16 protein-coding genes are annotated in these 23799 nt (G+C 59.9%); 5 read left to right on the plus strand and 11 right to left on the minus strand.

Features of this window, described 5'->3' with window-relative positions; all coding sequences use genetic code 11:
• Window positions 1–23: 23 nt before the first annotated feature.
• From B5F98_RS04545 to B5F98_RS04560, 4 genes are all read right to left on the minus strand, one after another.
• A complete protein-coding gene (locus B5F98_RS04545) occupies window positions 24–4547 on the minus strand; it encodes an immunoglobulin-like domain-containing protein (RefSeq protein ID WP_087369884.1) in 4524 nt (1507 codons plus the stop codon).
• Window positions 4548–4841: 294 nt separating this feature from the next.
• Window positions 4842–5090, minus strand: coding sequence for a sporulation transcriptional regulator SpoIIID (spoIIID, locus tag B5F98_RS04550; protein WP_087232593.1), 249 nt, complete (start codon window positions 5088–5090; stop codon window positions 4842–4844).
• 159 nt (window positions 5091–5249) lie between these two features.
• The gene (locus tag B5F98_RS04555) at window positions 5250–5849 is read right to left on the minus strand and encodes a zinc ribbon domain-containing protein (protein WP_087232590.1); all 600 of its coding nucleotides are present in this window, start codon (window positions 5847–5849) and stop codon (window positions 5250–5252) included.
• A gap of 207 nt (window positions 5850–6056) precedes the next feature.
• On the minus strand, window positions 6057–6665 hold the full coding sequence (locus B5F98_RS04560) for a recombinase family protein (protein WP_087232587.1): 609 nt from the start codon (window positions 6663–6665) through the stop codon (window positions 6057–6059).
• 295 nt (window positions 6666–6960) lie between these two features.
• On the opposite strand from B5F98_RS04560, the gene malQ reads away from it, so the two are divergent.
• The gene (gene malQ / locus B5F98_RS04565; RefSeq protein WP_087369886.1) at window positions 6961–8448 is read left to right on the plus strand and encodes a 4-alpha-glucanotransferase; all 1488 of its coding nucleotides are present in this window, start codon (window positions 6961–6963) and stop codon (window positions 8446–8448) included.
• Window positions 8449–8498: 50 nt separating this feature from the next.
• On the opposite strand, the gene B5F98_RS04570 is transcribed toward malQ, so the two are convergent.
• From B5F98_RS04570 to B5F98_RS04585, 4 genes are all read right to left on the minus strand, one after another.
• Entirely contained in the window at window positions 8499–10328 is a 1830-nt protein-coding gene (locus B5F98_RS04570; RefSeq protein ID WP_087369888.1) for an LTA synthase family protein, read from the minus strand.
• 132 nt (window positions 10329–10460) lie between these two features.
• A complete protein-coding gene (locus tag B5F98_RS04575) occupies window positions 10461–12464 on the minus strand; it encodes a fructose-1,6-bisphosphatase (protein WP_087369890.1) in 2004 nt (667 codons plus the stop codon).
• Between the two features lie 39 nt (window positions 12465–12503).
• Window positions 12504–13676 carry an NADP-dependent malic enzyme gene (locus B5F98_RS04580; protein WP_087369891.1) on the minus strand — a complete coding sequence of 391 codons (1173 nt, stop codon included), beginning with the start codon at window positions 13674–13676 and terminating at the stop codon, window positions 12504–12506.
• A gap of 128 nt (window positions 13677–13804) precedes the next feature.
• Window positions 13805–14425, minus strand: a complete 621-nt coding sequence (locus B5F98_RS04585) for an NUDIX hydrolase (RefSeq protein ID WP_087232572.1) — start codon at window positions 14423–14425, stop codon at window positions 13805–13807.
• A 201-nt stretch (window positions 14426–14626) separates the two neighbouring features.
• Here B5F98_RS04585 and ychF point away from each other — a divergent pair, with 201 nt between their 5' ends.
• Both ychF and B5F98_RS04595 read left to right on the plus strand, forming a co-directional pair.
• Window positions 14627–15724 (plus strand): redox-regulated ATPase YchF, encoded by a 1098-nt coding sequence (gene ychF / locus B5F98_RS04590; RefSeq protein ID WP_087369893.1) that lies wholly within the window; start codon window positions 14627–14629, stop codon window positions 15722–15724.
• Between the two features lie 324 nt (window positions 15725–16048).
• Window positions 16049–17371, plus strand: a complete 1323-nt coding sequence (locus B5F98_RS04595) for a solute carrier family 23 protein (protein WP_087369895.1) — start codon at window positions 16049–16051, stop codon at window positions 17369–17371.
• A 43-nt stretch (window positions 17372–17414) separates the two neighbouring features.
• Here B5F98_RS04595 and dut read toward each other — a convergent pair whose 3' ends face one another.
• From dut to nrdD, 3 genes are all read right to left on the minus strand, one after another.
• On the minus strand, window positions 17415–17858 hold the full coding sequence (dut, locus tag B5F98_RS04600) for a dUTP diphosphatase (protein ID WP_087369897.1): 444 nt from the start codon (window positions 17856–17858) through the stop codon (window positions 17415–17417).
• A gap of 67 nt (window positions 17859–17925) precedes the next feature.
• Complete coding sequence (gene nrdG / locus B5F98_RS04605; protein ID WP_087369899.1) at window positions 17926–18474, minus strand: anaerobic ribonucleoside-triphosphate reductase activating protein; 549 nt, start codon at window positions 18472–18474, stop codon at window positions 17926–17928.
• 15 nt (window positions 18475–18489) lie between these two features.
• Entirely contained in the window at window positions 18490–20613 is a 2124-nt protein-coding gene (nrdD, locus tag B5F98_RS04610) for an anaerobic ribonucleoside-triphosphate reductase (RefSeq protein WP_087369901.1), read from the minus strand.
• Between the two features lie 499 nt (window positions 20614–21112).
• Between nrdD and B5F98_RS04615 the strand changes: the two genes are divergently transcribed.
• Window positions 21113–21988 carry a CotA family spore coat protein gene (locus B5F98_RS04615; RefSeq protein ID WP_087369903.1) on the plus strand — a complete coding sequence of 292 codons (876 nt, stop codon included), beginning with the start codon at window positions 21113–21115 and terminating at the stop codon, window positions 21986–21988.
• Between the two features lie 155 nt (window positions 21989–22143).
• A complete protein-coding gene (locus B5F98_RS04620) occupies window positions 22144–23667 on the plus strand; it encodes a 4Fe-4S dicluster domain-containing protein (RefSeq protein ID WP_087234505.1) in 1524 nt (507 codons plus the stop codon).
• Window positions 23668–23799: the final 132 nt, after the last annotated feature.

Genomic DNA, 23799 nt, shown 5'->3' on the forward strand with positions numbered 1-23799 from the left:
TGACTCCGGCGTTTTTGAGCTTATCAGCTGCGGCGACGGCGCACGGCAACGGTGGCGCCAGCCAGCAGGCACACAGCGGCGGCCAGAGCCACCACGTAGCCCATCAGCTGGGCGTTGTCCCCGGTCTGGGGCACGCGCTCGGGCTTCTCGGTGGTCTGGGGCTTGTCGGTGGCCTCAGGCTTCTGGGAGGCCTCGGGGGTCTCAGAGGGCTGGGGATTCTCAGCAGTGAGGCCCTCATAGGCGGCCTTCAGGGCTTCGGCGGCGGCATCCACGGTGGCCTGGTCCTCCTCAGACAGGGTCTCGTCGGACATCACAGCCTGGGCGGCAGCCAGAGCGCTGCGGAAGGCGGCCACAGACTGGGCAGTGTAGCCCTCCAGGTCGGTATCCTGGTACTGATGGATGAGGTCCTCCAGAATGGACTTGTCGGCCTTGAAGCGCTGGGCCAGAATGGCACTGAGCAGCTCGTCCACTACGGGCTGGATGTCCCCGTCCATGGCGTCCTGGTCGGCGTACACGTCCTTGGCCTTGGCCAGAGCGTCCACCAACAGCTGCCAGTTGTCGGGCATATACTTGTCAGCGTTGTCCACCATGCCGTCGGCCCGGGTGATGAGCAGCTCCAGCATGGTCTTATCGCCACGGGTGAAGTCCAGCATGTGGATGGCCTCCACCAGCTGGTCAAAGGCGGCGTCCACCTGGGTCTGGGTGGCGGCGGGGTCGTCCAGAACCGCCTTGGCGTTGTCCATGGCAGCCTCAAACTTGGCGGCCACGGTGGGAATCAGGTTGGAGGTGTCCTGCTCCAGGGCGTAGTGGTAGGCGTACTCCAGCAGGAACTTGTCGGCCTGGCCGGGCTGCTCCTCCTTCTCCAGCGCGGCCTTGGCCTGCTCCAGGGCATCGGTGGCGGCGGCAAGATCGGCGGGAGTGGCGGCGCTGTTGAGCAGCAGGGTCTGGGCACTCGTCAGAGCGGACTGGAAGGCGTCCCAGCTCTCCTGGGTGTAGCCGTCATTGGTGAGGGCGGCGCACTCCTCCACCAGCTGCTCCAGAGCGGCGCGGTTGGCGGGCACCAGGGCCATGGCGGCGGCCTCCAGCTCGGCCTGGGCAGCGCTGACCTCAGCGGCAGTGGCGGAAGTGCCCTTGTCCAGAATGGCCTGGGCGTTGGTGAGGGCGGCGTCATAGCGCTCCCAGCTGTCTTGAGTGTAGTCGGCAGCCTGGAGGTTTGCCTCCACCTGGGCGTCCACAGCGGCCTGGAGGCTGCTGTTGTCCACGGTCTGGCCACCGTACTGCTGCATCAGACGGGCGTACTCCTCAGAGGTGATGCGGATGGGGGTGCCGTGGCGGGCACGGCTGGGCATCTTGAAGGCAGTGTCGGGCTGGGCAAACTCACCGGTGGTCAGGTCATCGGTGACCAGGGGGTAATAGCCAATGCCGCCAAACTGGTCCACCAGCAGGCAGTAAGCGCCGTTGTCCTGGTCATCCTGGTTGAACTGGAAGATGGTGGGGCCCTCCACCCACTGGTTGGCGTTGAGGGAGTCGGAGGGGATGTGGGTCCACTCGCCCAGCAGGGTGTCGGCCACTTCCACATACACGGTCTTGGTCTTGGCGCCGTAGTCGTTGGTGGCACCGCCCTCGTTCTTGGTGTAGCGGTAGTACTTGCCGTCCTCGGAAGAGCGGATGATGGTGGTGTCAATGGAGGACTCGTCCATGTCAATGAACACCTGGGGCTCGGTGAAGGTGTAGAAGTCCCGGGTCTTGGCGTAGTACAGCCGCTGCTTGGCGTAGCCGTCCTCCGAGACCTTGGAGGCCCAGTACACCACATACTCCCCGGTGAGGGGGTCATAGGTGGCCTCGGGGGCCCAGGTACATCCGGCGTCAATGCCAGCGCTGACGGTGACCATGCGCATGTCGGACCAGTTCACCAGGTCGGTGGACTCCCACACCATCAGGGCCTGGCTGCCTGCGGTCTGGGCCCGGTTCCAGTCGCCGTTGCCATAGATCTTCAGGTCGGTGGCGATGAGGTAGAACTTGTCCCCCTCGGGAGAGCGGATGATAAAGGGGTCACGGACGCCCTTCTCGCCCGTGTCGGAGGTGAGCACGGGGTTGTTGCTGTTCAGGTCGGTCCAGTTCAGGCCGTCCTGGCTGGCGGCAAAGTAGATTTGCTCGCCGTCGGAGTAGCCCTCGCCGGCAAAGTAGGTGAAGAAGTAGTCGGTGTAGTCCTCCTCGCTGATTTTCTCAGGAGCGGCCTTCACGGTGAGGGCGATGTCCTTGGTGACGGTCTGGTCGGCCAGGGTCACCTGGGCGGTGACGGTGACCACGGTGTCACTGGCGGGACGGGTGACGGTTCCGGCGGGGGTGTCGTCATAGCCCTCCACGGTGGCGGGGATGGGCTCCACGTTGACGATGTCGGCCCGGTCAGTGGTCCAGGTGATGTCCAAGCCGTTGGAAGTGGTCTCAGGCAGGGTGATATTGCCCCGCACGTCGTCCTTGTTGGGGATGTCGATGGACTCCAGGGCCTCGGTGAGCTCCTGGTCCACATCCAGAGGCATGACAGTGACCTTCAGCTCCACGGTGTAGCTCTCACCGTCCACCTGGAAGGACACGGGAATGGTGACCTTGGTCTCCTGGCCCACCACGGCGTGGACGGTGCCGTCGGCGGCGATGACGTCGGTGTTATCCCAGGTGCCCCAGGTGAGGGTCACGTTGTCCAGCTTGGTGGGGAAGGTGAGGTCGTCGGTGACGGTGTCCAGGCTGGCGTTGTCCCCCTTGACCACATCGTACAGGTCGGCCATGACCATGTCCGCCTTGTCCTCCCCGGTGGGCAGAGAGGCCTCGATCTCAGACTTGCTCAGGGCGTAGGACCAGACCTTCACGTCGGAGATGTTGGCCTTGAGCAGGGAGTCCAGGGTGTACAGGGACTTGCCGATGTAACCCATCACGTCGCCCTCGGGGAGCACGTCCTGGATGGTCTTGTCCTGGGTGACGGTGGACACCCGCTCCCCGTCCAGATACAGGCTCAGGGTGCCGCCCCGGCCCACCAAAGTCACAGTGCCGAAGCCCTCCACGTGGCCCATACCGCTGTCCACCACGGGCAGGCGGGTCTCCTTCCAGGCGCTGCCGATGCCGGTCTTGATGGCGGCCAGGAAGTTGCCGTTGCTCTCACAGGGATTGACGAAGATGTAGTCCCCCACGTTCTTGTCGTTCCAGTTGCCGAAGCCGTCGCCGATGGTCAGCAGCCAGTGGGCGGCGTTGGTCTGGGTGGTGACGGTGGCCTGCATGGTGAAGTTCTCACTGTCCCCGATGGCCTCGGTGATGGAGGAGGGCAGGGTGGCATAGCCAGCCCCGTCCAGCTGCCACACGGTCTGATCGCCATAGGTGACGAAGTCGCCGTCCTGGGTGTCATACAGGGTGGCGTCGTTGCCGTTGCCGGACACGTCCACCAAGGTGTTGCCCTCGTGGGTCATGTCGTAGGCGGCCACCAGCTCGCCCTCATTGCTGCCCGGCTCCCCGGCCAGCACGGTGACGGTGATGGTCTTCTCCACGCTCTCGCCGTGGATGGTGATGGTCACAGGGATGGTGACGGTGACATCCCCGTCCACCGAGGGGGTGACCACGCCGTCAGCGTCCACCACGTCGGGGTTGCTGCTCTCCCCCCAGGTAAGGGTGGCGCTGCCCACGGTGGTGGGGAAGTACAGATCACGGGTCACTTGGTCGGCGGAGGAGTTGCCGCTGAGCACTTCCGCCATGATGTCGTCCATCATCAGATCGGCCAGCACCTCCACACCAGGCATGCTGGCTTGGACCTGCTCCTGGGTCAGGGCCTCGTCATAGACCTTCATGTCCACCACATCGGCGGTGAGCATGGGGTCGGGGGCGTAGAGGGACTTTCCGATGTAGCCCAGCACATCCCCGTCGGGGATGACGTCGGCCAGGTTGTAGTCGTGGTCAATGGTGGAGATGGCCACGCCGTCCAGGTAGGTGGTGACGGTCTGGTCCTCGCTGACCACGGTGAGGGTGTGGTAGCCGTCGCTCCAGCCCACATTGGGCACGCTGCTGCGCTTCTCGCCGCCGGCGGCCTCGTTGCCCACCTTAATGCCCGTGAGGGTCTTTCCGGCATAGCTGCCCTGGTTGGACTTGGGGCCCACAAACAGGTAGTTGCCAATGCGGCCATCCCCCCAGTTGCCCACGCCATCACCGATGACCCAGGCCCACTGGGCGGAGTTGCCCCCGTCCACAGACAGGGTGATCTCCACGGCGCAGTCGTTGTCCGACTCGCCAATCAGCCCCTGGGGCAGGGTGGCGTACTGCTTGTTGGCAAAGTGCAGCACATTGGTTTCCCCGTAGGTGGAGAAATTCCCGTCTACGGTGTTGTACAACGTGGCGTGGTTGTCATTTCCTGACACGTCCAGCAGCTGATTTCCGCTGTGGGACATGTCATAGTGGGCAGTGGGCTGGACAGGCTCCGCCGCTCGCACCGTGCCCGAAAGGGGCACCAGCGACAGGGTCATCACCGCTGCCAGGGCCGCAGATGCCGGCCGTTTCCAGTTGGTCTTCATAGCTTCCTCCTTATTTGCCAAGATTGGTATGCTTATTGTACCATAGTCTGTCCATTTTGCTCAAGGGAAAGCCGGTCAACTCCGTAAATTTGTACGTACTTTACAATACATTTTTTCCGTTCCTCCCGTCTTTTTCCAGACAACCTCCACTTTTCCCGTTGTTTTTGTACGGATAAGTTGTAAGATTCCGGTAAACAGGCCAGATTGGAAACTGTGATAATGTCAAATTTCCGCCGCTGCACACAAAATCGGCTGTGGCACGCCGCCCTTGACCTGCCACAGCCGATGATGTTCTCATTCCCCTTTGTACTTTTTCCGGGTGGCCAGGCCGCCCCGGATGTGTCGCTGGGCCTTGTTGACCTCCAGCACCACCTTCACCTGCTCATACAGTGGGCGGTTGAAGGTGGGCAGCCGCTCGGACAGGTCCTTGTGCACCGTGGATTTGCTCAAGCCGAATTTCTGGGCGGCACTGCGCACCGTGCCCTTCTCTTCGATGATGTACAGTGCCATCTCGCAGGCTCGCTCTTCCATGTTCCCTTTCAAACGGCAACACTCCCTCATGGTTCTCACACGAGCATATATATGTGAGGAGGGGGACAATTATGTGATCTTCTACCGCTGAGGGTCTTTCAGGCAATTCCACTTCTAGAAGCCGATGAAAGAATTTCCGGTATGGAAATCCTTTCATCGATTATGAGCTATTTAATTTGCCGCTTTTTCCACGGAGTCAATATCCAGGGAATACCCTAAAATTTCTCCCACATCTGTAATTTTTCCTTTGACCACCAAGGTGTCACCCACAGCCATATCCATCACCGCTGTTTTCTGGTCCTCCGACTTGATGTAGCACTGAACTCCCAAAATGGCAAATTCGTCCTGGGTAGAGACAATGGAAATGTACATACCGCTGCTGTCAATGACATTCAGGCGACCCGTCAACTCCACGTACTGGTCCTTATACTTCTCCGCTGCTTTCAGTGCGTTGCCATTCAAATCATCCATCAGCTCAGAGACGGCATATGCGGTATAAGTGATTTCCGGGGTTTCGGATTCCGGCTGTGTGGTGTTGATGTTCTCAGATTGGGACACTGGAGCATCAGTTTTCCCCGGCTTGTCGGCGGTTTCGCCGCCCAAAGAACCGCCAATTGCGCCAAGAATGATAATGGCAATCACAGCAATAAACCACGGGCGCTTATAAATGGGCTTCTTGTTTTTCCCGCCACACTGGGGGCATGTCTTGGCACTCGCAGCAATTTCAGCTCCACAATGCTTACAAGTTACCATTTTACTCTCTTTTGACATCTCTTTTCCTCCCTGCAAAGTCTTTGATTTTCACTTACATAATCGTGTACTTTTTTGCAGGTATATTTTCCAGATAATTTTGTGTGCACTTTGCTGATTTTTACATTTGCCACTGGATTTTCCTTCCGTGTTATAGTAGAATGATTTTGCTCACTTAAAGAGGTGTGTATTTTACAAAAAAGTACACATTTCCGCAAAATCGCCCACTTACAGTAATTTGGCATTTTCGTAAATTTCCGCACGATATCGGAACGTAGACAGCGGCATTCCACACAGCTTTGCAGCTGTGGTACCGGTTATTTTTCCGCTTTTCCATTGTTGATACAGGCGATGAAAATTTTCCGGCAACGGCTTCGGAGGCCTGCCAAAGCGGATGCCCCTTGCCTTGGCCGCAGCGATCCCTTCCGCCTGACGCTGCCGGATGTTGGTGCGTTCATTCTCTGCCACAAAGGACAGCACTTGCAGGACAATGTCGCTTAAAAATGTTCCCATCAGGTCCTTGCCCCGGCGAGTGTCCAATAGCGGCATATCCAGTACCACAATGTCAATGCCCTTTTCCTTGGTCAGAATCCGCCATTGCTCCAGAATTTCAGAATAGTTTCTCCCTAGACGATCGATGCTTTTGATAAAAAGCAAATCGTCTTTTTTTAATTTTCGCACCATTTTCCGGTACTGGGGCCGTTGAAAATCCTGGCCCGATTGCTTATCTATGAACATATTTTTCTCCGGGATGAATAATTCTTTCATGGCAAGAAGCTGTCTATCCTCATTCTGCTCTCTGGTGCTGACACGAATATAGCCATACAGATTTCCCATTTCCTTTCCCTCCCTTCTGCTCTTCTATGGTACTGGATTGTGGATACTCGTGAATACACTCACGCTTCTTCCGGTTGTCTCCCCGGAAGATCATGACAACAGAACGCTATTCGTCTTCGCCGCTGTATACTTTGTGCAAAAACTTGTCAAACCCCCTTGCATTTTTCGTCATTTTATAGCATAATACACAATATAAATTCCTCCGTTCCCCTGTCTCTCCAGCTTCCCTCCGATCTGGCACACCGCAGCGGGAACCGGCGGTGTTGTTTTCCTGTGAGAGAAAGGTGGATGTTCCATGAGAAGTTCCGGTATTTTGATGCCCATTTCCGCCCTGCCCTCCCCCTATGGCGTGGGTACGCTGGGTCAAAGCGCCCGGGATTTTGTCTCCTTCCTGGTGGAGTCCGGCCAGACCTACTGGCAGATTCTCCCCATCAGCCCCACCGGGTTTGGGGATTCCCCCTATCAGTCCTTCTCCTCCTTTGCCGGCAACCCCTACTTCATTGATCTGGATGATTTGGCCCAGGAGGGGCTGCTGCTGCCCGAGGAGTTTCAGACCCTCACCTGGGGGGAGAGTCCCACCCAGGTGGACTACGGTCTCATTTACCGCCAGCGGTTCCCCATCCTCCGCCGGGCGGTATCTCGTCTGAGCATCAAGCGGCCCCAGGAGCTGGCCGTCTTCTGCCGCACCCAGCAGGAGTGGCTGGAGCCCTACGCCCAGTTTATGGCCTTCAAAGACTACTATGATGGGGCACCCTGGTCCCAATGGCCCGACCCCATCCGGCTGCGCCAGCCCCAGGCGGTGGAGGAGCTGGCGGGCGAGCTGGCCGACTCCATCCTCTTCTGGAAGGGGGTACAGTTCCTCTTCTTCGCCCAGTGGAAAGCCCTGAAAGAGTACGCCAACCACCAGGGCATCTCCATCATCGGGGACCTGCCCATCTATGTGGCCTCGGACAGCGCCGACGTGTGGGCCAATCCCCAGCAGTTCCAGCTGGACGAGGACCTGTGCCCCACCGAGGTGGCCGGGTGTCCCCCCGACGGCTTCTCCGAGGACGGACAGCTGTGGGGCAATCCCCTCTTTGACTGGGAGGGCATGGCGGAAAACCGCTATGAATGGTGGATGCGCCGGGTGGCCTTCCAGTTCACCATCTATGATGTGCTGCGCATTGACCACTTCCGGGGCTTTGACTCCTACTATGCCATCCCCGCCGGGGACAAAAACGCCCGCCGGGGCCGTTGGCGTCCTGGTCCGGGCATCGCCTTCTTCAACATCCTCAAGGAGACCCTGGGGGATCGGCCCATCATCGCCGAGGACCTGGGCTTTCTCACCCCCTCGGTGCACCAGATGCTGGCCGACACCGGGTACCCCGGCATGAAAGTGCTGGAATTTGCCTTCGACCACCGGGACAGCGGGCAAAACCTGTACCTGCCCCACAACTACCCCGTCAACTGCATCGCCTATGTGGGCACCCATGACAACGACACCGCCCTGGGCTGGACCCGCACCGCCGACCCGGACGACGTGGCCGCCGCCCGGGCCTACCTGAACCTCACCCCGGAAGAGGGGGAGAACTGGGGCATGATGCGGGGCATCTGGGCCAGTGCCGCCCGGTACACCATCGTACAGATGCAGGACGTGCTGGGCCTGGGCAGTGAAGGGCGTATCAACACCCCCTCCACCACCGGGGAGAACTGGCAGTGGCGGGCCACCCCCGGCTATCTCACCCAGGAGCTGGCCCATCGGCTGTACCGGATGACCAAGCTATATGGACGGCTGCGGCCATAAATTGCATAAAAAAGGAGCGTTCCAGGCGGAACGCTCCTTTTTTATGCAATTTATGTTACATCAGAAATACCAAACAGCCGATCATATTGCAGCAGCTGGTAGTCCTTGAGGAGCTGCTCATACTGGGTGGTCTCCCAGTGGCTGTAGGCCTTGCCCTGGGTGTCAATGTAGCCCACCGAGGTGAACACGGGCAGCTGCTGCTGCACCTCCTGAAGGAACTTGCCGTACAGGTCGGTCTCAATGCCCGCATATTCCAGCAGGTACTGGCCCAGGAAGTTGAGGCTGGTCTCCTGGGGCGCGTCCTCGGCCTCCAGGGGGCGGTTGGACCAGATGACAAAGGGCACCTGGAACTTGGCCATATACTGCTCCATGGTCATGTCCGCCTGGGCCACTCCATAGGCTTTGTCCAGGAACTCCTGCTCCAGAGAGGGGGGATGGTCTCCGAACATGACGATGATGGTGGGCTCCTCATAGGTGGAGAAGTAGTCCACCAGCTCTTTGAAATACTCGTCGGTCTTGTTGGCCAGGGTCAGGTACTGCTCCGCCCGGGGGTACTGGCCGGGGCAGTCGGTGAGGGTCACTTCGGTGGGGTAGTCCGGCTCCTCATAGCCGCCGTGGTTCTGATAGGTGACGTTGAAGAGGAACAGGGGCTCCCCGGCCTCCTTGTGCTCAAACTCCCAGATGATCTGCTGGAAGTCGGAGTAGTCGCTGGGGTAGGCGTGCTCGATGAGCTCGGGCACATCCAGGTCCTGGCGGAACTTCATCTCGTCAAACCCCAGCAGCGGATAGGCCTTATCCCGGTTCCAGGACTTCACCTCTCCGGGGTGGAAGGCCAAAGTGCGATAGCCCAAATCCCCCAACAGGGAAGCCATGGAGGGGGTCTCCTGGGTGATGTACTGCTGATAGGGGGCGCTGCCCGAGGGCAGGAAGGCCATGGAGTTGCCTGTGAGGAACTCAAACTCACAGGCGCTGGTGCCAGCGCCGAACACAGAGGAATAGGCGTGGCCAAAGACGGCGTTGTCCAGGGACTTGATGTAGTCCATGACGCTCTCGCTGAGAGACAGGTTGCCGTAGCTCTCAAAGTCCGCCCAAGACTCGTTCATAATGGCGATGACGTTGTACTTCTCCCCGGTCTGGGTGCTGCCCTGCTGGTCGGCGGGGCCCTCCACGTGGAAGGTCAGCCCCTCCCCCTGGGCGTCCTCCACCTGGCTGAGGACGTACTTCACGTCGTCAATGGTGGCGTTGGTGGGCTGCTCCACTTCCATGTACTTGGTGTTGTCAAAAAAGGCGCTGAGGGCTCCGTCAGTGCAGTAGCCCACCATCTGCTGCCAGGTGTAGGCCCCCACCTTCATCTGCTCCAGCACGGCGGGCTGGGCAAAGATGAACATCAGGCTCAGGCCGGCCACCACCCCCGCCACACGGGGCATGATGGTCTTTCCTGTGGGCCGGAACTTGCCCCAGGTTAAGTACTTGCGCAAGAGAATGGCCGCCACCAGCAGCACGCCCAGCCACAGGTACATGTCACGGGTCAAGCTCAGCTTGTAGCTGCCGGACACCGCTGCCGCCGTCTCCAGCGCGGAGAAGTCCCAGGGGAGAATGGGGGTACCCCGGAACAGATTGACAAAGTAGTTGGCCATGCCCCATAGGGCGGACAGCAGGTGCACCACCAAGCTGCTCATCACCGGGTACCCAGTGAAGGAACACAGCAGTCCGTACACCCCGGCCAACCACAGCCCGTTGGCCGCCACTGCCATGAGCTTGACGTCTACGAACTTGGTGCCCATGATCAGCTGCATGAGATAAAACGCCGTCACGGGGGTCAGCAGCATCACGGTGAGCAGAATCCCTCTCCTTTTCTTGTCCATTTCTTTCCATTCCATCACAATTTCTCCAGGTTCCTTTCCTTTTTGCATATTCACACAGACTATACACGAATTTTACACAAAAGTCAAATTGCAAAAGGGACAAAAAATTGCCGTAGACCCTGGAAGTCTACGGCAATTCTCCTTGGATTATGAATGATTTTCCACAATTTCACCAGCCCGGTAGGCGGCCACCAGGTCCTTGAGGTCCCGGATTTGCTCCAGCAGCTGGCGGCCCACGTCGGTCTGCCGAATCTTCATGCGCTGTTCCATGCGCTCGAAGATTTCCGAGCTGGAGGAGATATCCCAGTTCTCATGGATGGCCCGCTCCCGGCCTGCAAAGGGCTGGTGGGAGACCAGGCGCATGAAGTTGGAGTTGTAGATGAGGGTATACCCGGCAATGCCGGTGGTCTTCTGGTAGGCCTTGCAGAACCCGCCGTCAATGACGATGAGCTTGCCGCCCCCCTTCACCGGGCTCTCCCCCTTCTTGGACTTCACCGGGATGTGTCCGTTGATGATGTGGGAGTGGGCCCCCTCCAGGCCGAACTCGTGGAGGATTTTCTCACACACCTGGGGGTCGTGGTACAGGCGATAGTAGGCATTTTTCTGCTCGGTCCAGGTGGACTCGTCGGCAATGAACCGCCGCTCGAAGGTGGTCATGCGGTCCCGGCCAAAGATGGGGCTGTTACGCCCGGCCCACAAAAACCACAAAAAGTCCATGCCGAACTGCCGCTCCGGGGAGCCCACCTTATCATAATAGGCCCTGCGGGCGGCCAGGTCGGCAAAGTCCAGAAACTCCTTGCCCCCCAGGCTGTCGCAGCCGATGGAAAAGCGCATGAACTCTCCCTCTTCGGTCATGGGGATACAGCCGTGGAACAGCAGGTTTCCGTTGAACACCTGGTACAGGCTGCCCTTGGAGTAGAGGAAGCGGACGTGGCGCTGGAGCTTCTCACTGTGGCGGAAGGAGCGGGTGAGCTGGTTGATGAGCTTCTCCTCTTCCGGGGTGAGGGTGTAGGGGTCGGCGGGGTCCACGGTGGGGAAGTCGGTGTCCTCCATGGCGTAGGTCTTGCCGTCCACCACCACCGTCTTGTCCTCATAGTTGATCTTGTCCAGCAGCAGCCGATCATCCATGCGGAAGCAGGGGTTGCGCATGATCTTCTGCCCCTCCAGCTTGAAGAGGATGATGGTGATGGCCTTGTACATCTGGGCGGCCAGGCGCTTGTCCCGCTCGTTGTAGTTCTCCTCGTCCTCCCGGCTGAGCTTGACCTCAAAGCGGCTGACGTCACAGTCCTTGTACACCTCGGCGGCGAACACAGACAGGGGGCGCAGGGAGATGCCGTACCCCGTCTCGATGACGTCCAGGTTGTTGTAGCGCAGGGAGTTGACCAGCACCGTGGCCACCAGGGTACGGGAGCCGGAGGCGGCGCCCATCCACAGCACGTCGTGGTTGCCCCACTGGATGTCCACGCTGTGGTGGTCCATCAGGGCGTCCAGAATGATATCCGCACCGGGGCCCCGGTCGAAGATATCCCCCACAATGTGCAGGTGGTCCACCGCCAGGCGCTTGATGAGCTGGCACAGCTGCACCAGGAAGTCCCCGGCTCGGTCCAACTCGATGATGGTGGAGATGATATTCTCGTAGTAGTCCCGCTTGTCGGTGTCCTCGTAGTGGGTGTGGATGAGCTCGTCGATGATATAGGCGTACTCACGGGGCATGGCCTTACGCACCTTGGAGCGGGTGTACTTGGAGCTGACCAGACAGCAGATTTCAATGAGGCGGTGGAAGGTCAGGCGGTACCACTCCTCCATGTCCTCCTGGTTCATGCGGCTCTGGAGCTCCTCCAGCTTCTCCCGGGGGTAGTAGATGAGGGTGGCCAGCTGGTCCCGGTCCGCCTTGGACACGCTGGTGGCAAACAGCTGGTCGATCTTCTCCCGCACCACCCCGGAGGCGGAGTTGAGGATATGCTGGAAGGCCTCGTACTCCCCGTGGACATCCGAGATGAAGTGCTCGGTGCCCTTGGGAAGGATGAGAATGGCCTGGAGGTTGATGATTTCCGTGCTGGCGGCCTGGACCGTGGGGTACTGCTTGGCCAGCATGCGCAGATAGTGCAGGTTGTCCTGTTCGCTGCCGTGGGTATTGGTATCCTGGTTCATGTCATAACCTCCTAACTGGTGTGTATGGAGTCCCGGGCCTTAGATACGGGCCACGCCGCTGTCCCGGGCCGCCTGGGCCACAGCGGCGGCCACGGCGGGGCACACCCGCTGGTCAAAGGGAGCGGGAATGATATAGTCGGGGGTGAGTTCCTCGTCGCTGACCAGCTGGGCCAGAGCCCGGGCGGCGGCCAGCTTCATCTCCTCGTTGATATCGCTGGCCCGCACGTCGAAGGCGCCCCGGAACACGCCGGGGAAGGCCAGGACGTTGTTGATCTGGTTGGGGAAGTCGCTGCGGCCAGTGCCGATGACGGCGGCCCCAGCCTCCCGGGCCAGGTCAGGCATGATCTCGGGCACGGGGTTGGCCATGGGGAAGAGGATGGGGTTGGGGGCCATGGTCTTCACCATCTCGGGGGTAACCACGCCGGGGGAGGACACGCCGATGAACAGGTCGGCACCCACCATCACGTCGGCCAGGGATCCAGATTTATCCTGCTTGTTGGACAGCTCCAGCAGGGCCTTCTTCTCGTTGTTGAGGTCGGTGCGGGCCGAGCAAATGGCGCCCTTGCGGTCACAGATGATGGCGTCGCCCAGGCCCATGGACTTCAAGAGCTTGAAAATGGCGGTGCCAGCGGCGCCAGCGCCGGAGAACACGGCGGTGATGTCCTCAATCTTCTTGTTCACCAGCTTCAGGGCGTTGATGAGGGCAGCGGCCACGATGATGGCGGTGCCGTGCTGGTCGTCGTGGAAGATGGGAATGTCGCACACTTCCTTGAGCTTACGTTCGATCTCAAAGCAGCGGGGGGCGGAGATGTCCTCCAGGTTGATGCCGCCGAAGGAGCCTGCCAGCAGGGAAACGGTGTGGACGATCTCGTCCACGTCCTTGGAGCGGATGCACAGGGGCACGGCGTTGACGTCGCCGAAGGCCTTGAACAGCACGCACTTGCCCTCCATCACCGGCATACCGGCCTCGGGGCCGATGTCGCCCAGGCCCAGCACGGCGGTGCCGTCGGTGACCACCGCCACGGTGTTCCACCGTCCGGTGAGCTCGTAGCTCTTGCTGATATCCTTCTGAATCTCCAGGCAGGGCTGGGCCACGCCGGGGGTGTAGGCCAGGGACAGGGCCTGGCGGTCCTTGACCTCCATCTTGGGCACAGTGTCCAGCTTGCCCCGCCACTGGTAGTGAAGTTTCAAAGATTCTGCTGCGTAATCCATTTGTCTAACTCCTTTTTCCACTCTTCCATCTGGGATGGAAGGAATTGTTATACAATAGTGTTATCATATCACACCATGTTTCAAAATAAAAGGACCCTTCCCACACGTCGCCTACCAAGGTCTCTGCTTTAATCAAACAGGACCTCCCAGTTGGGACTGTGAAACGCATCGAAGCACATGCGGATCTGTTCCTCGTTGTTTTTTTCCGTTGCCAATGTTGGCAGTTCCTCCGCCGAGAAATAGGCAAACCCTTGGGTCTCGATGTTTTCTTCAAAGTGGCCGCCAACTACGGTGCATAAGACAAAGATCTTGCATACACCGTAGGGGTATACGGGCAAATTGTGCTTTGACCGATCCTGTACGGCTATGATTTTATCCGCAGTGACATCCAGGCCGGCTTCCTCCTTGACCTCTTTGATGGTGTTCTCTTTCACCGAGACATCCACATCGCACCAACCGCCCGGGAGCGCCCATCGGCCGTCATGCTCCTGCACCAGCAGGATTTTCCCCTGGTCAAACATGGCTGCCCTCGTGTCAATTTTCGGCGTTTGATACCCCGTTTCGTTGCAAAACAAATCCTTGACCTTGTTGAGCGGAAGCTCCGTTTGATGGGAAACCATTTCCGCTGCCACCGTGCGGACCCGCTCAAACCGTTCCAAATCAAATCTGTCTTTGGAATAGAACAGGCCTGCCTGCGCGATGCTCTGTAATTCCATGGCCCACTCCAACCACTTTTCCTGTGTGTCCATTTCAAACTCCTCATAAAAATCCGATTTGTTTCCTTGAATATGCCTGTGAATGGAATTGTTGTGCAATAGTGATATCATATCATACCATCTTGCAAAATAAAAGAGCTATGCCCACAGTTTTCTCTGCTTCGTCTTGTAATTCCATGCCAAACCCTGTATAATCGTTGAGAATATCTAACGTCTGAAAGGATGTCCTTATCTATGAAGCTCGGTATTGTGGGTCTGCCCAACGTGGGCAAATCGACCCTGTTCAACGCCATCACCAACGCCGGTGCGGAGAGCGCCAACTACCCCTTCTGCACCATCGACCCCAACGTGGGCATCGTGGCCGTCCCCGATGCCCGTCTGGACTGGCTCAGTGAGTTCTACAAGCCCAAGAAGACCACCCCCGCTGTGGTGGAATTCGTGGACATCGCCGGTCTGGTGAAGGGCGCCAGCCACGGCGAGGGTCTGGGCAACAAGTTCCTGGCCAACATCCGGGAGTGCGCCGCCATTGTCCACGTGGTGCGCTGCTTTGACGACGAGAACGTCATCCACGTGGAGGGCTCCACCAACCCCATCCGGGACATTGATATCATCGACCTGGAGCTCATCATGGCCGACGTGGAGATGGCCGACCGCCGCATTGACAAGGCCACCAAGGCCGCCAAGGCGGATAAGAAGTTCCTCCACGAGGCAGAGGTGTTCCAGGGCCTGCGGGACTGGCTCAACGAGGGCAAGTCCGCCCGCAGCTACCTCAGCCAGGTGGACGAGGAGGACGCCGCCCTCATCGCCACCAGTGAACTGCTCTCCCTCAAGCCTGTCATCTATGCCGCCAACCTGGATGAGGAGGGCTTCTCCCACCCCGACCAGGTGGAGTACTATCAGCAGGTGTCCCAGCGGGCTGCCGAGGAAGGGGCCCAGTGCATCCCCGTGTGCGCCCAGCTGGAGGCAGAGATCGCCCAGCTGGACGGCGAGGAGAAGGCCATGTTCCTGGAGGACCTGGGCATCGCCCAGTCCGGTCTGGACCGTCTCATTAACGCCAGCTACACCCTGCTGGGCCTCATCTCCTACCTCACCGCCGGTGAGGACGAGTGCCGTGCCTGGACCATCGTAAACGGCACCAAGGCCCCCCAGGCCGCCGGTAAGATTCACTCCGACTTCGAGCGGGGCTTCATCCGGGCCGAGACTGTGGCCTTTGAGGACCTGAAGGCCTGCGGCTCCATGGCCGCCGCCCGAGAGAAGGGCCTGATCCGCTCCGAGGGCAAGGACTATGTGGTCAAGGACGGAGACATCATTCTCTTCCGCTTCAATGTATAATCATTTCTCGAAAACGCAAGCGTTTTCTCGAGGGGATGCAGCCCGCTGCATGCATAATCGGGTCAAAGGACGACCCGATTCCACACTGGCGGGCTGAGAGGTGTTTTTTCCGAGGCGCATGTCCCCGGAAAAAACAGATTTCAATTTTTTCCCGCCTGCGGGCGGAAAACTCTGCCGAGGGCTTTTGTCAATGCAAGATCGTCACGACTCCCTGCATGGTCTTTGGCTTTTTCCATGACAATCTCGGAGGGAACACCTTGTGTTCCCTCCCGGTGTTTTTTAAGTATGGACAACACAAAGAGAAAACGAGAAGGAGAGAAGCAGATGAAACAAACCAAATCCGACACGGTATTCCAGTGGAAGGGTGTCCCCCCCACAGGACAGCTCATTCCCCTGGGACTCCAGCACGTGGTGGCTGCCGTGGTGGGCATCATCACCCCCGCCATCCTCATCTCCAACACCTGTAGCCTCAGCGAGGAGCAAAAGACCCTGATGATTCAGGTCTCCCTCATCCTCACCGCCCTGGCCACCCTCCTCCAGCTGTTCCCCATCTTCGGGCGCATCGGAGCGGGCCTGCCCGTCATTATGGGCATCAGCTTTGCCTACATCCCCACCCTCCAGGCCATCGGTGCGGAGTTCGGCATCGCCACCATCTTGGGCGCGGAGATCATCGGCGGCTGTGTGGCCATCGTCTTCGGCATCTTCGTCAAGTGGATCCGCCCCCTCTTCCCGCCCCTGGTCACCGGCACCGTCATCTTCACCATCGGTCTGTCCCTCTACCCCACTGCCGTGAAGTACATGGCTGGCGGGGCTGGCACCCCTGAGTTTGGCACTCCCAAGAGCTGGCTGGTGGCTCTCATCACCCTGGTGGTGGTCATCGCCCTGACCAACTTCACCAAGGGGCTGACCAAGCTGGGCGCCATCCTCATCGGCATGATCGTGGGCTACATCATCTCCATCCCTCTGGATCTGGTGGACTTCTCCTCCATCGGCTCCGCCCAGTGGTTCGCCCTGCCCCAGTTCATGCCCTTTGAGATCAAGTTCGTGCCCTCCGCTGCCGTGTCCCTGAGCATTGTGTACGTGGTCAACGCCGTGCAGACCATCGGTGACCTCAGCTCCACCACCATGGGCGGTCTGGACCGTATGCCCACCGACCGTGAGCTGTCCGGCGGCATCATCGGTCAGGGCGTCATGAGCGTGCTGGGCGCTTTCTTCGGCGGCCTGCCCACCGCCACCTACAGCCAGAACGTGGGCATTGTCACCGTCAACCGGGTCATCAACCGGTCCGTGTTCGCCCTGGCCTCCGGCATCCTGCTGGTGGCGGGTCTGATGCCCAAGTTCGCCTCCCTGCTCACCACCATTCCCCAGAGCGTCATCGGCGGCGCCACCATCTCCGTGTTTGCCGCCATCACCATGACCGGTATCCGCATGATCACCCAGGGCGGCTTTACCCCCCGGAAGAGCGCCGTCATGGGCCTGTCTGTGGCCATGGGCGTGGGTATCACCCAGGTGTCCGGCTGCCTGTCCGGCGCTGGCTTCCCCGGCTGGGTGAACACCGTGTTCGGCTCCTCCTCCGTGGTGGTGGCCACCATTATGGCCATCGTCCTCAACCTCATCATTCCCAAGGAAGAGGAAGCCCAGAAGTAAAATGTTTGCCGCCCGGCACAGCGCCGGGCGGCAATCTTTTTTCTTATTTACTTCCGGTAGAACCAAAGCCGCCCTCGCCCCGGACGGTGTCGTCCAGCTCCTCCTGCTGGGTGAACTGGGCGGTGAGGTAGGGGGCAATGACCAGCTGGGCAATGCGGTCGCCGCACTCCACGGTGCGGCTCTCGCCGCTGTGGTTGTGCAGGGCCACCATCAGCTCGCCCCGGTAGTCGGCGTCAATGACCCCCACCTTGTTGGCGGGCGCCAGCCCCTGCTTGGTGGCAAGGCCAGAGCGGGCGTACACCAGGCCCACAAAGCCCTGGGGAATGGCCAGGGCCAGCCCGGTGTGAATGAGCACCGTCTGGCCGGGGGCCACAGTGACGGGGCCGTCGGTGACGGCGTACAGGTCCGCCCCGGCCGCGTCCACGCTGCCATAGGTAGGCATCTTGGCCCGGGGGTCTAACAGCTTCACAGATACAGGTTGTGTCATAGGTGGATTCCTCCAAATATAGCAAGATACGGGCGATACCCCGGCAGCAGAGCTGCCGGGGTATTCTTTACTTTTGTATGGGCTGGATGGTGTGCTCGCCCTTCCACTCCACCACCTGATGGGCCTTCAGGCTGGAAGGCACGTCGATGATGCGCTGGTTGGCAGAGCCACGGAAGCGCAGGTTTAAGTCCTTGAGCTCCTCCACAAAGCGGCCATCCACCAGCACGTCAATGAGGGAGAGCATCTCGTCGGTGTGTTCACACCGGGCCCGGCTTTCCTGCCACAGCTCCCCGTCCAGGGTGTAACCGGAGTAGCACCAGATTTCCTTATCTGGATACTTCTCCTTCACCCGTCTCAGGAAGGGCAGCAGCACCGCCTGGTTGGCGGGCTCAAAGGGCTCGCCGCCCAGCAGGGACAGGCCCTTGAGATAAGAGGGAGCCAGAGCCTCCAGGATTTTGTCCTCTACCTCCGGGGTGAAGGGGTTGCCGTAGCAGAAGTCCCAGGCCTCCTCATTGAAGCAGCCGGGGCAGTGGTGGGTACAGCCGGAGACGAACAGGGACACCCGCACGCCGGGGCCGTTGGCCACGTCCGCCCACTTGATGGTGGCGTAATTCATGCAGCTCCCTCTCTTTTACAGGTGGAGCACCCGGGACTTGATCTCCTTGGTCTTGCCCACGTTCCAGAAGTTCTCGCCCAGGTAGCCGCAGGTGCGGCGGGTGACGTTCATCTTGTTGTGGTCCTTGTTGCCACAGCTGGGGCACTCCCACTGACCTTCCTCGTTGATCTGAATCTCCCCGTCGTAGCCGCACACCTGGCAGTAGTCGCTCTTGGTGTTGAACTCGGCGTACTGGATGTTGTCGTAGATGTAGCGCACCACATCCTCCAGGGCCTCCAGGTTGTGGCGCATGTTGGGCACCTCCACGTAGGAGATGGCGCCGCCGGAGGAGATCTTCTGGAACTGGCTCTCAAAGTGGAACTTGGAGAAGGCATCCACATGCTCCCGCACGTCCACGTGGTAGGAGTTGGTGTAGTAGCCCTTGTCGGTGACGTCCTCGATGGTGCCGTACTTCTCCTGGTCGATGCGGGCAAAGCGGTAGCACAGGCTCTCGGCGGGGGTGCCGTACAGGGCAAAGCCCAGGCCGGTCTCCTTCTTCCACCGGTCGGTGGTCTCCCGCAGGTGGCGCATCACCCGCAGGGCAAACTCCTCGCCCTCGGGGGTGGTGTGGGAGCAGCCCTTGACCAGGCGGGTCAGCTCATACAGGCCGATGTAGCCCAGGGACAGGGTGGAGTAACCGCCCTCCAGCAGCTTGTCGATGGTCTCGCCCTTTTCCAGACGGGCGATGGCACCATACTGCCAGTGGATGGGGGACACGTCGGAGTGGACCCCCTTCAGGGCGTTGTGGCGGCACATGAGGGCCTCAAAGCACAGCTCCAGGCGCTGGTCCAGTTCGGTCCAGAACTTGTCCTCGTCACCGCCGGAGACAATGCCGATCTGGGGCAGGTTAATGGACACCACGCCCTGGTTGAAGCGGCCCTCGAACTTGTAGTTGCCGTTCTCGTCCTTCCAGGGGGAGAGGAAGGAGCGGCAGCCCATGGGTGAGAACACGTTGCCCTCATAGTTCTCCTTCATCTTCTTGGCGGAGATGTAGTCGGGGTACATGCGCTTGGCCGAGCACTTCACCGCCAGGCGGGTGAGGTAGTCGTACTTGCCGCCCTTGAGGCAGTTGCACTCGTCCAGCACGTACACCAGCTTGGGGAAGGCGGGGGTGATGTACACGCCCTTCTCGTTCTTGATGCCCTCCAGGCGCTGGGTGAGAATCTCCTCGATGATGGCGGCGTTCTCCTCCATATAGGGGTCGTTCTCCCGCAGCACCAGGAAGAGGGTGACAAAGGGAGACTGGCCGTTGGTGGTCATGAGGGTGTTGATCTGATACTGGATGGTCTGCACGCCGCTCTTCAGCTCGTCCTTGGTGCGGGCCTTGGCGATCTTCTCCACGGTCTCGTCGTCCAGCTCGGGAGCGGCCTCCCGGGTGCGGCGCAGGTACTTCTCATAGGTCAGACGCAGATACTTGCCCAGGTGGCTCATTTCCACGGACTGGCCGCCGTACTGGTTGGAGGCCACGCAGGCGATGATCTGGGTGACGATGGTGCAGGCCACCTGGAAGCTCTTGGGAGACTCGATGAGCTTGCCGTTGATCATGGTTCCGTTGTCCAGCATATCCCCGATGTTCACCAGGCAGCAGTTGAAGATGTGCTGGACAAAGTAGTCGGCGTCGTGGAAGTGGAGCACGCCGTCGTCGTGGGCCTTAGAGATCTTCTCCGGCAGCAGCAGACGACGGGTCAAATCCCGGCTCACCTCACCGGCGATGTAGTCGCGCTGGGTGGAGGCAATGGCAGTGTTCTTGTTGGAGTTCTCCTCGGCCAGGTCCTTGTTGTCGTTACGGATCAGAGCCAGGATGGACTCGTCAGTGGTGTTGGCCTTGCGCACCAGAGCGCGGGTATAGCGGTAGATGATATAAGCCTTGGCCAGCTCATACTTCTCCGCCTCCATCAGGCGCTTCTCCACCATATCTTGTATGTCTTCCACCAGCAGGCGCTTGCGGTCCTTGCTGGCTACGGAGTCGGCGATGGCTTCAATGGAGGCATCGTCCATGCGATAGGGTTCCTCCACCGCCAGATTGGCCTTCTGAATGGCCACGACAATCTTGCTGCGGTCAAAGTCTACAGTAGAGCCATCTCGCTTGATTACTTTCATTTGTAACGCCCTTTCTCCCGTTATTTTTATCCTAGGGCGCATCTGAAAACAAAGAAATCGACGAATTTTCCACAAGCAACGCACAGATACGAGGCAAGAAACGCAGGAATCCTGGATGGATTCCGAGTATTTTTAACGAAGTAGCTGGCGTTGATGGTTGGAAAAGTCAAGAATTTCGACTTTTCAGATCGCCCCTAAGCGGGACAAAGCGGCGGTCGCCCCAGGTGGGACAACACACCGTCGTCATCGCATTCTATGGAATTCAGCCGCCATGTCTTCCAGGGAGTCCGGGATTTCCCCTGGTCGAGTGGCGCTTAGACAGGATACCATATCTTGTGGCTGTTGTAAATAGCGGCTTTGATTATTTCGAAATATTGTGGAGTACGGAATTTATTTCCTTCTCTTCCTCTGGGGACCGTCCCGCCCCCATTGGCATAGAATGTGGTGCACCCTGGCGGTTTCCCATGAGGAAACCCCACCTTTGAAAGGAGCGAATCACATGAACCAGAATCTTTGGCCCACCCAGTCCTGGAACGGGTCTGTCACGGCGGAGGAGTTCGCCGCCCAACAGAATTCCAGCTGTTCCAAGGGCAGCTGTACCTGCAACACCTGCAATACCTGTAACCCCTGTCCCAATCCCTGTCCCGGCCAGACCACACCCATGATCTGCTGCTGCCAGCCCATGCCCACGCCCCCCTGTCCCACCCCGCAGCCGGTGGAGGAGGGCTGCTGCTGCAAGCAGTCCTTCCGGGCGGCCCTCCAGCTTTTGTGCAACAGTCAGCTGGCCACCCTGCTGGACTTCAACCAGGCCGCCTTTGTCACCGATACCTACGTGGCAGGGGCCACCATCAACACCACTCCCGCAGGCACCACCCCTTCGGATAACCTGAACACCATGTCCGGGTCCTTCCGCCGCTTCTCCCCCTGCAACTGCGACCTGCTGGAGATCTCCGCCCTGGTGAATACGCCCCCGGAGACCAGCACCGGAGTCACCGCCACCCAGGTGCCCCTGTGCCAGCTCACCGCCGTGGCCCTGCAAACCGCAACCGCCCCCGCCTCCGGGGACATCACCTCCGACCAGGCCACCGCCAACAACTTCCAGACCATCCAGAAGATCCTGTCCCAGTGCCTCACCCCCTGCGGGTGCTGCGCCTGTTCCTGCGCCTGCTCCGACGACGAGTGCTGCTGCGCCGCCGGGCTGCTGTCCACCCTGTCCCAGAGCAACCTCAGCCGCAAGGTCACCATCGTGGCCGGGCCTCTGGTGCTCCAGGGGGTCACCCTGCTGGGCACCGTGGGCAACGTGCTGGTGCTGTCCAATTCTGCCAACAACCGCATCTATTTTGTGTGTGTCAACCAGATTCAGTTCCTGGCCTGACCCGCCGCACTTCCCCACGAGAGGGGCCGCCCCGGCCCCTCTCGTTAGTCTTGTGAAACTTTTCACCAATTTTCCAATCTTGCATTTACAAGCCCGGACTTTTGATGTATGCTATATGTGACTACCCATGAGATACAGAAGGAGGACTGTACAACATGAGAGGTGTAGAAACCCGTATTCAGGAGATTCGCCACCGCATTTTCCGCGAGGTGGCCCGCATGGCTTATCACACCGAGTGGCCGGTGGAGAAGCGCATTGAGGAGCTGCCCTACAAGATCATTCCCGGTGAGGTGGGCAACTACCGCAACGACGTATTTCTGGAGCGCGCCATCGTCGGCGAGCGCCTGCGTCTGGCCATGGGTCTGCCCTGCCGCGGCGCTGGGGAGCACGCCCCCCTGTCCGACAACATCGAGGCCGCTGCCAAGGACGAGACCTACTACACTCCCCCGCTGATCAACATCATCAAGTTTGCCTGTAACGGCTGCGCGGAGAAGCGGGTGCACGTCACCGACGGCTGCCAGGGCTGTCTGGCTCACCCCTGCGTGGAGGTGTGCCCCAAGGACGCCATCACCCTGGACCGCTTCAATGGCCGTTCCGTCATCGACCAGGACAAGTGCATCAAGTGCGGCCGCTGCGCCGACGTGTGCGAGTACAAGGCCATCATCGTCCAGGAGCGCCCCTGCGCCAAGGCCTGCGGCATGGACGCCATCCACACCGACGCCAACGGCAAGGCGGAGATCGACTACGACAAGTGTGTCTCCTGCGGCATGTGTCTGGTCAACTGCCCCTTCGGCGCCATCGCCGACAAGTCCCAGATCTTCCAGGTCATCCGCGCCATCCAGTCCGGTGAGCGGGTGTACGCCGCCGTGGCTCCCGCCTTCGTGGGCCAGTTCGGTCCCAAGGTCACTCCCGGCAAGCTGCGTGCTGCCATGAAGGCCCTGGGCTTTGCCGACGTGTTCGAGGTGGCCATCGGTGCCGACCTGTGCTCGGTGCAGGAGGCCGAGGACTTTGTCAACGAGGTGCCTGAGAAGCTGCCCTTCATGGCCACTTCCTGCTGCCCCGCCTGGTCTGTCATGGCCAAGAAGCTGTTCCCCCAGCACGCCGACAGCGTGTCCATGGCCCTGACCCCCATGGTGCTCACTGCCCGCCTCATTAAGCAGCAGCAGCCTGAGGGCAAGGTGGTCTTCATCGGCCCCTGCGCCGCCAAGAAGCTGGAGGCCATGCGCAAGAGCGTGCGCAGCGAGGTGGACTTCGTGCTGACCTACGAGGAGATGTCCGGCATCTTCGACGCCAAGCACCTGGACCTGGAGGCCATGGAAGAGGACCCCAACGGCGTCAACGACGCCTCCACCGACGGCCGCAACTTCGCTGTGGCTGGCGGCGTGGCCAAGGCTGTGGCCAACGTCATCGCCGAGCGCTATCCCGACCGTGAGGTGAAGATCGCCAGCGCCGACGGCCTGAAGGAGTGCCGCAAGCTGCTGACTCTGGCCGCTGCCGGCAAGTACAACGGCTACCTGCTGGAGGGCATGGCCTGTCCCGGCGGCTGTGTGGCCGGCGCCGGCACCATGCAGCCTGTGAAGAAGTCCCAGGCCACCGTTGGCATCTACGCCAAGCAGGCCGGACACACCACCGCCACCGGCACCGAGCACATCAAGGAGCTGGACAAGCTGGTGGACTAATTCCCCAAACCGTAATCGAGTAGGAGGCTACCCATTAGTTGAGTAGCCGTCCTCTCACACCACCGTGCATACCGTTCGGTACACGGCGGTTCAATCGCATAAGTGCTGTTTACGAATTTGCTCGTACTGCGC

Origin of the sequence: Pseudoflavonifractor sp. An44, assembly GCF_002161675.1 — a bacterium.
Lineage (GTDB): Bacteria > Bacillota > Clostridia > Oscillospirales > Oscillospiraceae > Enterenecus > Enterenecus faecium.

Coding starts and splice junctions, on each gene's coding strand:
- B5F98_RS04545 (WP_087369884.1), bottom strand. CDS start 4,547: ATGAAGACCAACTGGAAACGGCCGGCATCTGCGGCCCTGGCAGCGGTG.
- B5F98_RS04555 (WP_087232590.1), bottom strand. CDS start 5,849: ATGTCAAAAGAGAGTAAAATGGTAACTTGTAAGCATTGTGGAGCTGAA.
- B5F98_RS04560 (WP_087232587.1), bottom strand. CDS start 6,665: ATGGGAAATCTGTATGGCTATATTCGTGTCAGCACCAGAGAGCAGAAT.
- malQ (WP_087369886.1), top strand. CDS start 6,961: ATGAGAAGTTCCGGTATTTTGATGCCCATTTCCGCCCTGCCCTCCCCC.
- B5F98_RS04570 (WP_087369888.1), bottom strand. CDS start 10,328: ATGGAATGGAAAGAAATGGACAAGAAAAGGAGAGGGATTCTGCTCACC.
- B5F98_RS04575 (WP_087369890.1), bottom strand. CDS start 12,464: ATGAACCAGGATACCAATACCCACGGCAGCGAACAGGACAACCTGCAC.
- B5F98_RS04580 (WP_087369891.1), bottom strand. CDS start 13,676: ATGGATTACGCAGCAGAATCTTTGAAACTTCACTACCAGTGGCGGGGC.
- B5F98_RS04585 (WP_087232572.1), bottom strand. CDS start 14,425: ATGGACACACAGGAAAAGTGGTTGGAGTGGGCCATGGAATTACAGAGC.
- ychF (WP_087369893.1), top strand. CDS start 14,627: ATGAAGCTCGGTATTGTGGGTCTGCCCAACGTGGGCAAATCGACCCTG.
- B5F98_RS04595 (WP_087369895.1), top strand. CDS start 16,049: ATGAAACAAACCAAATCCGACACGGTATTCCAGTGGAAGGGTGTCCCC.
- dut (WP_087369897.1), bottom strand. CDS start 17,858: ATGACACAACCTGTATCTGTGAAGCTGTTAGACCCCCGGGCCAAGATG.
- nrdG (WP_087369899.1), bottom strand. CDS start 18,474: ATGAATTACGCCACCATCAAGTGGGCGGACGTGGCCAACGGCCCCGGC.
- nrdD (WP_087369901.1), bottom strand. CDS start 20,613: ATGAAAGTAATCAAGCGAGATGGCTCTACTGTAGACTTTGACCGCAGC.
- B5F98_RS04615 (WP_087369903.1), top strand. CDS start 21,113: ATGAACCAGAATCTTTGGCCCACCCAGTCCTGGAACGGGTCTGTCACG.
- B5F98_RS04620 (WP_087234505.1), top strand. CDS start 22,144: ATGAGAGGTGTAGAAACCCGTATTCAGGAGATTCGCCACCGCATTTTC.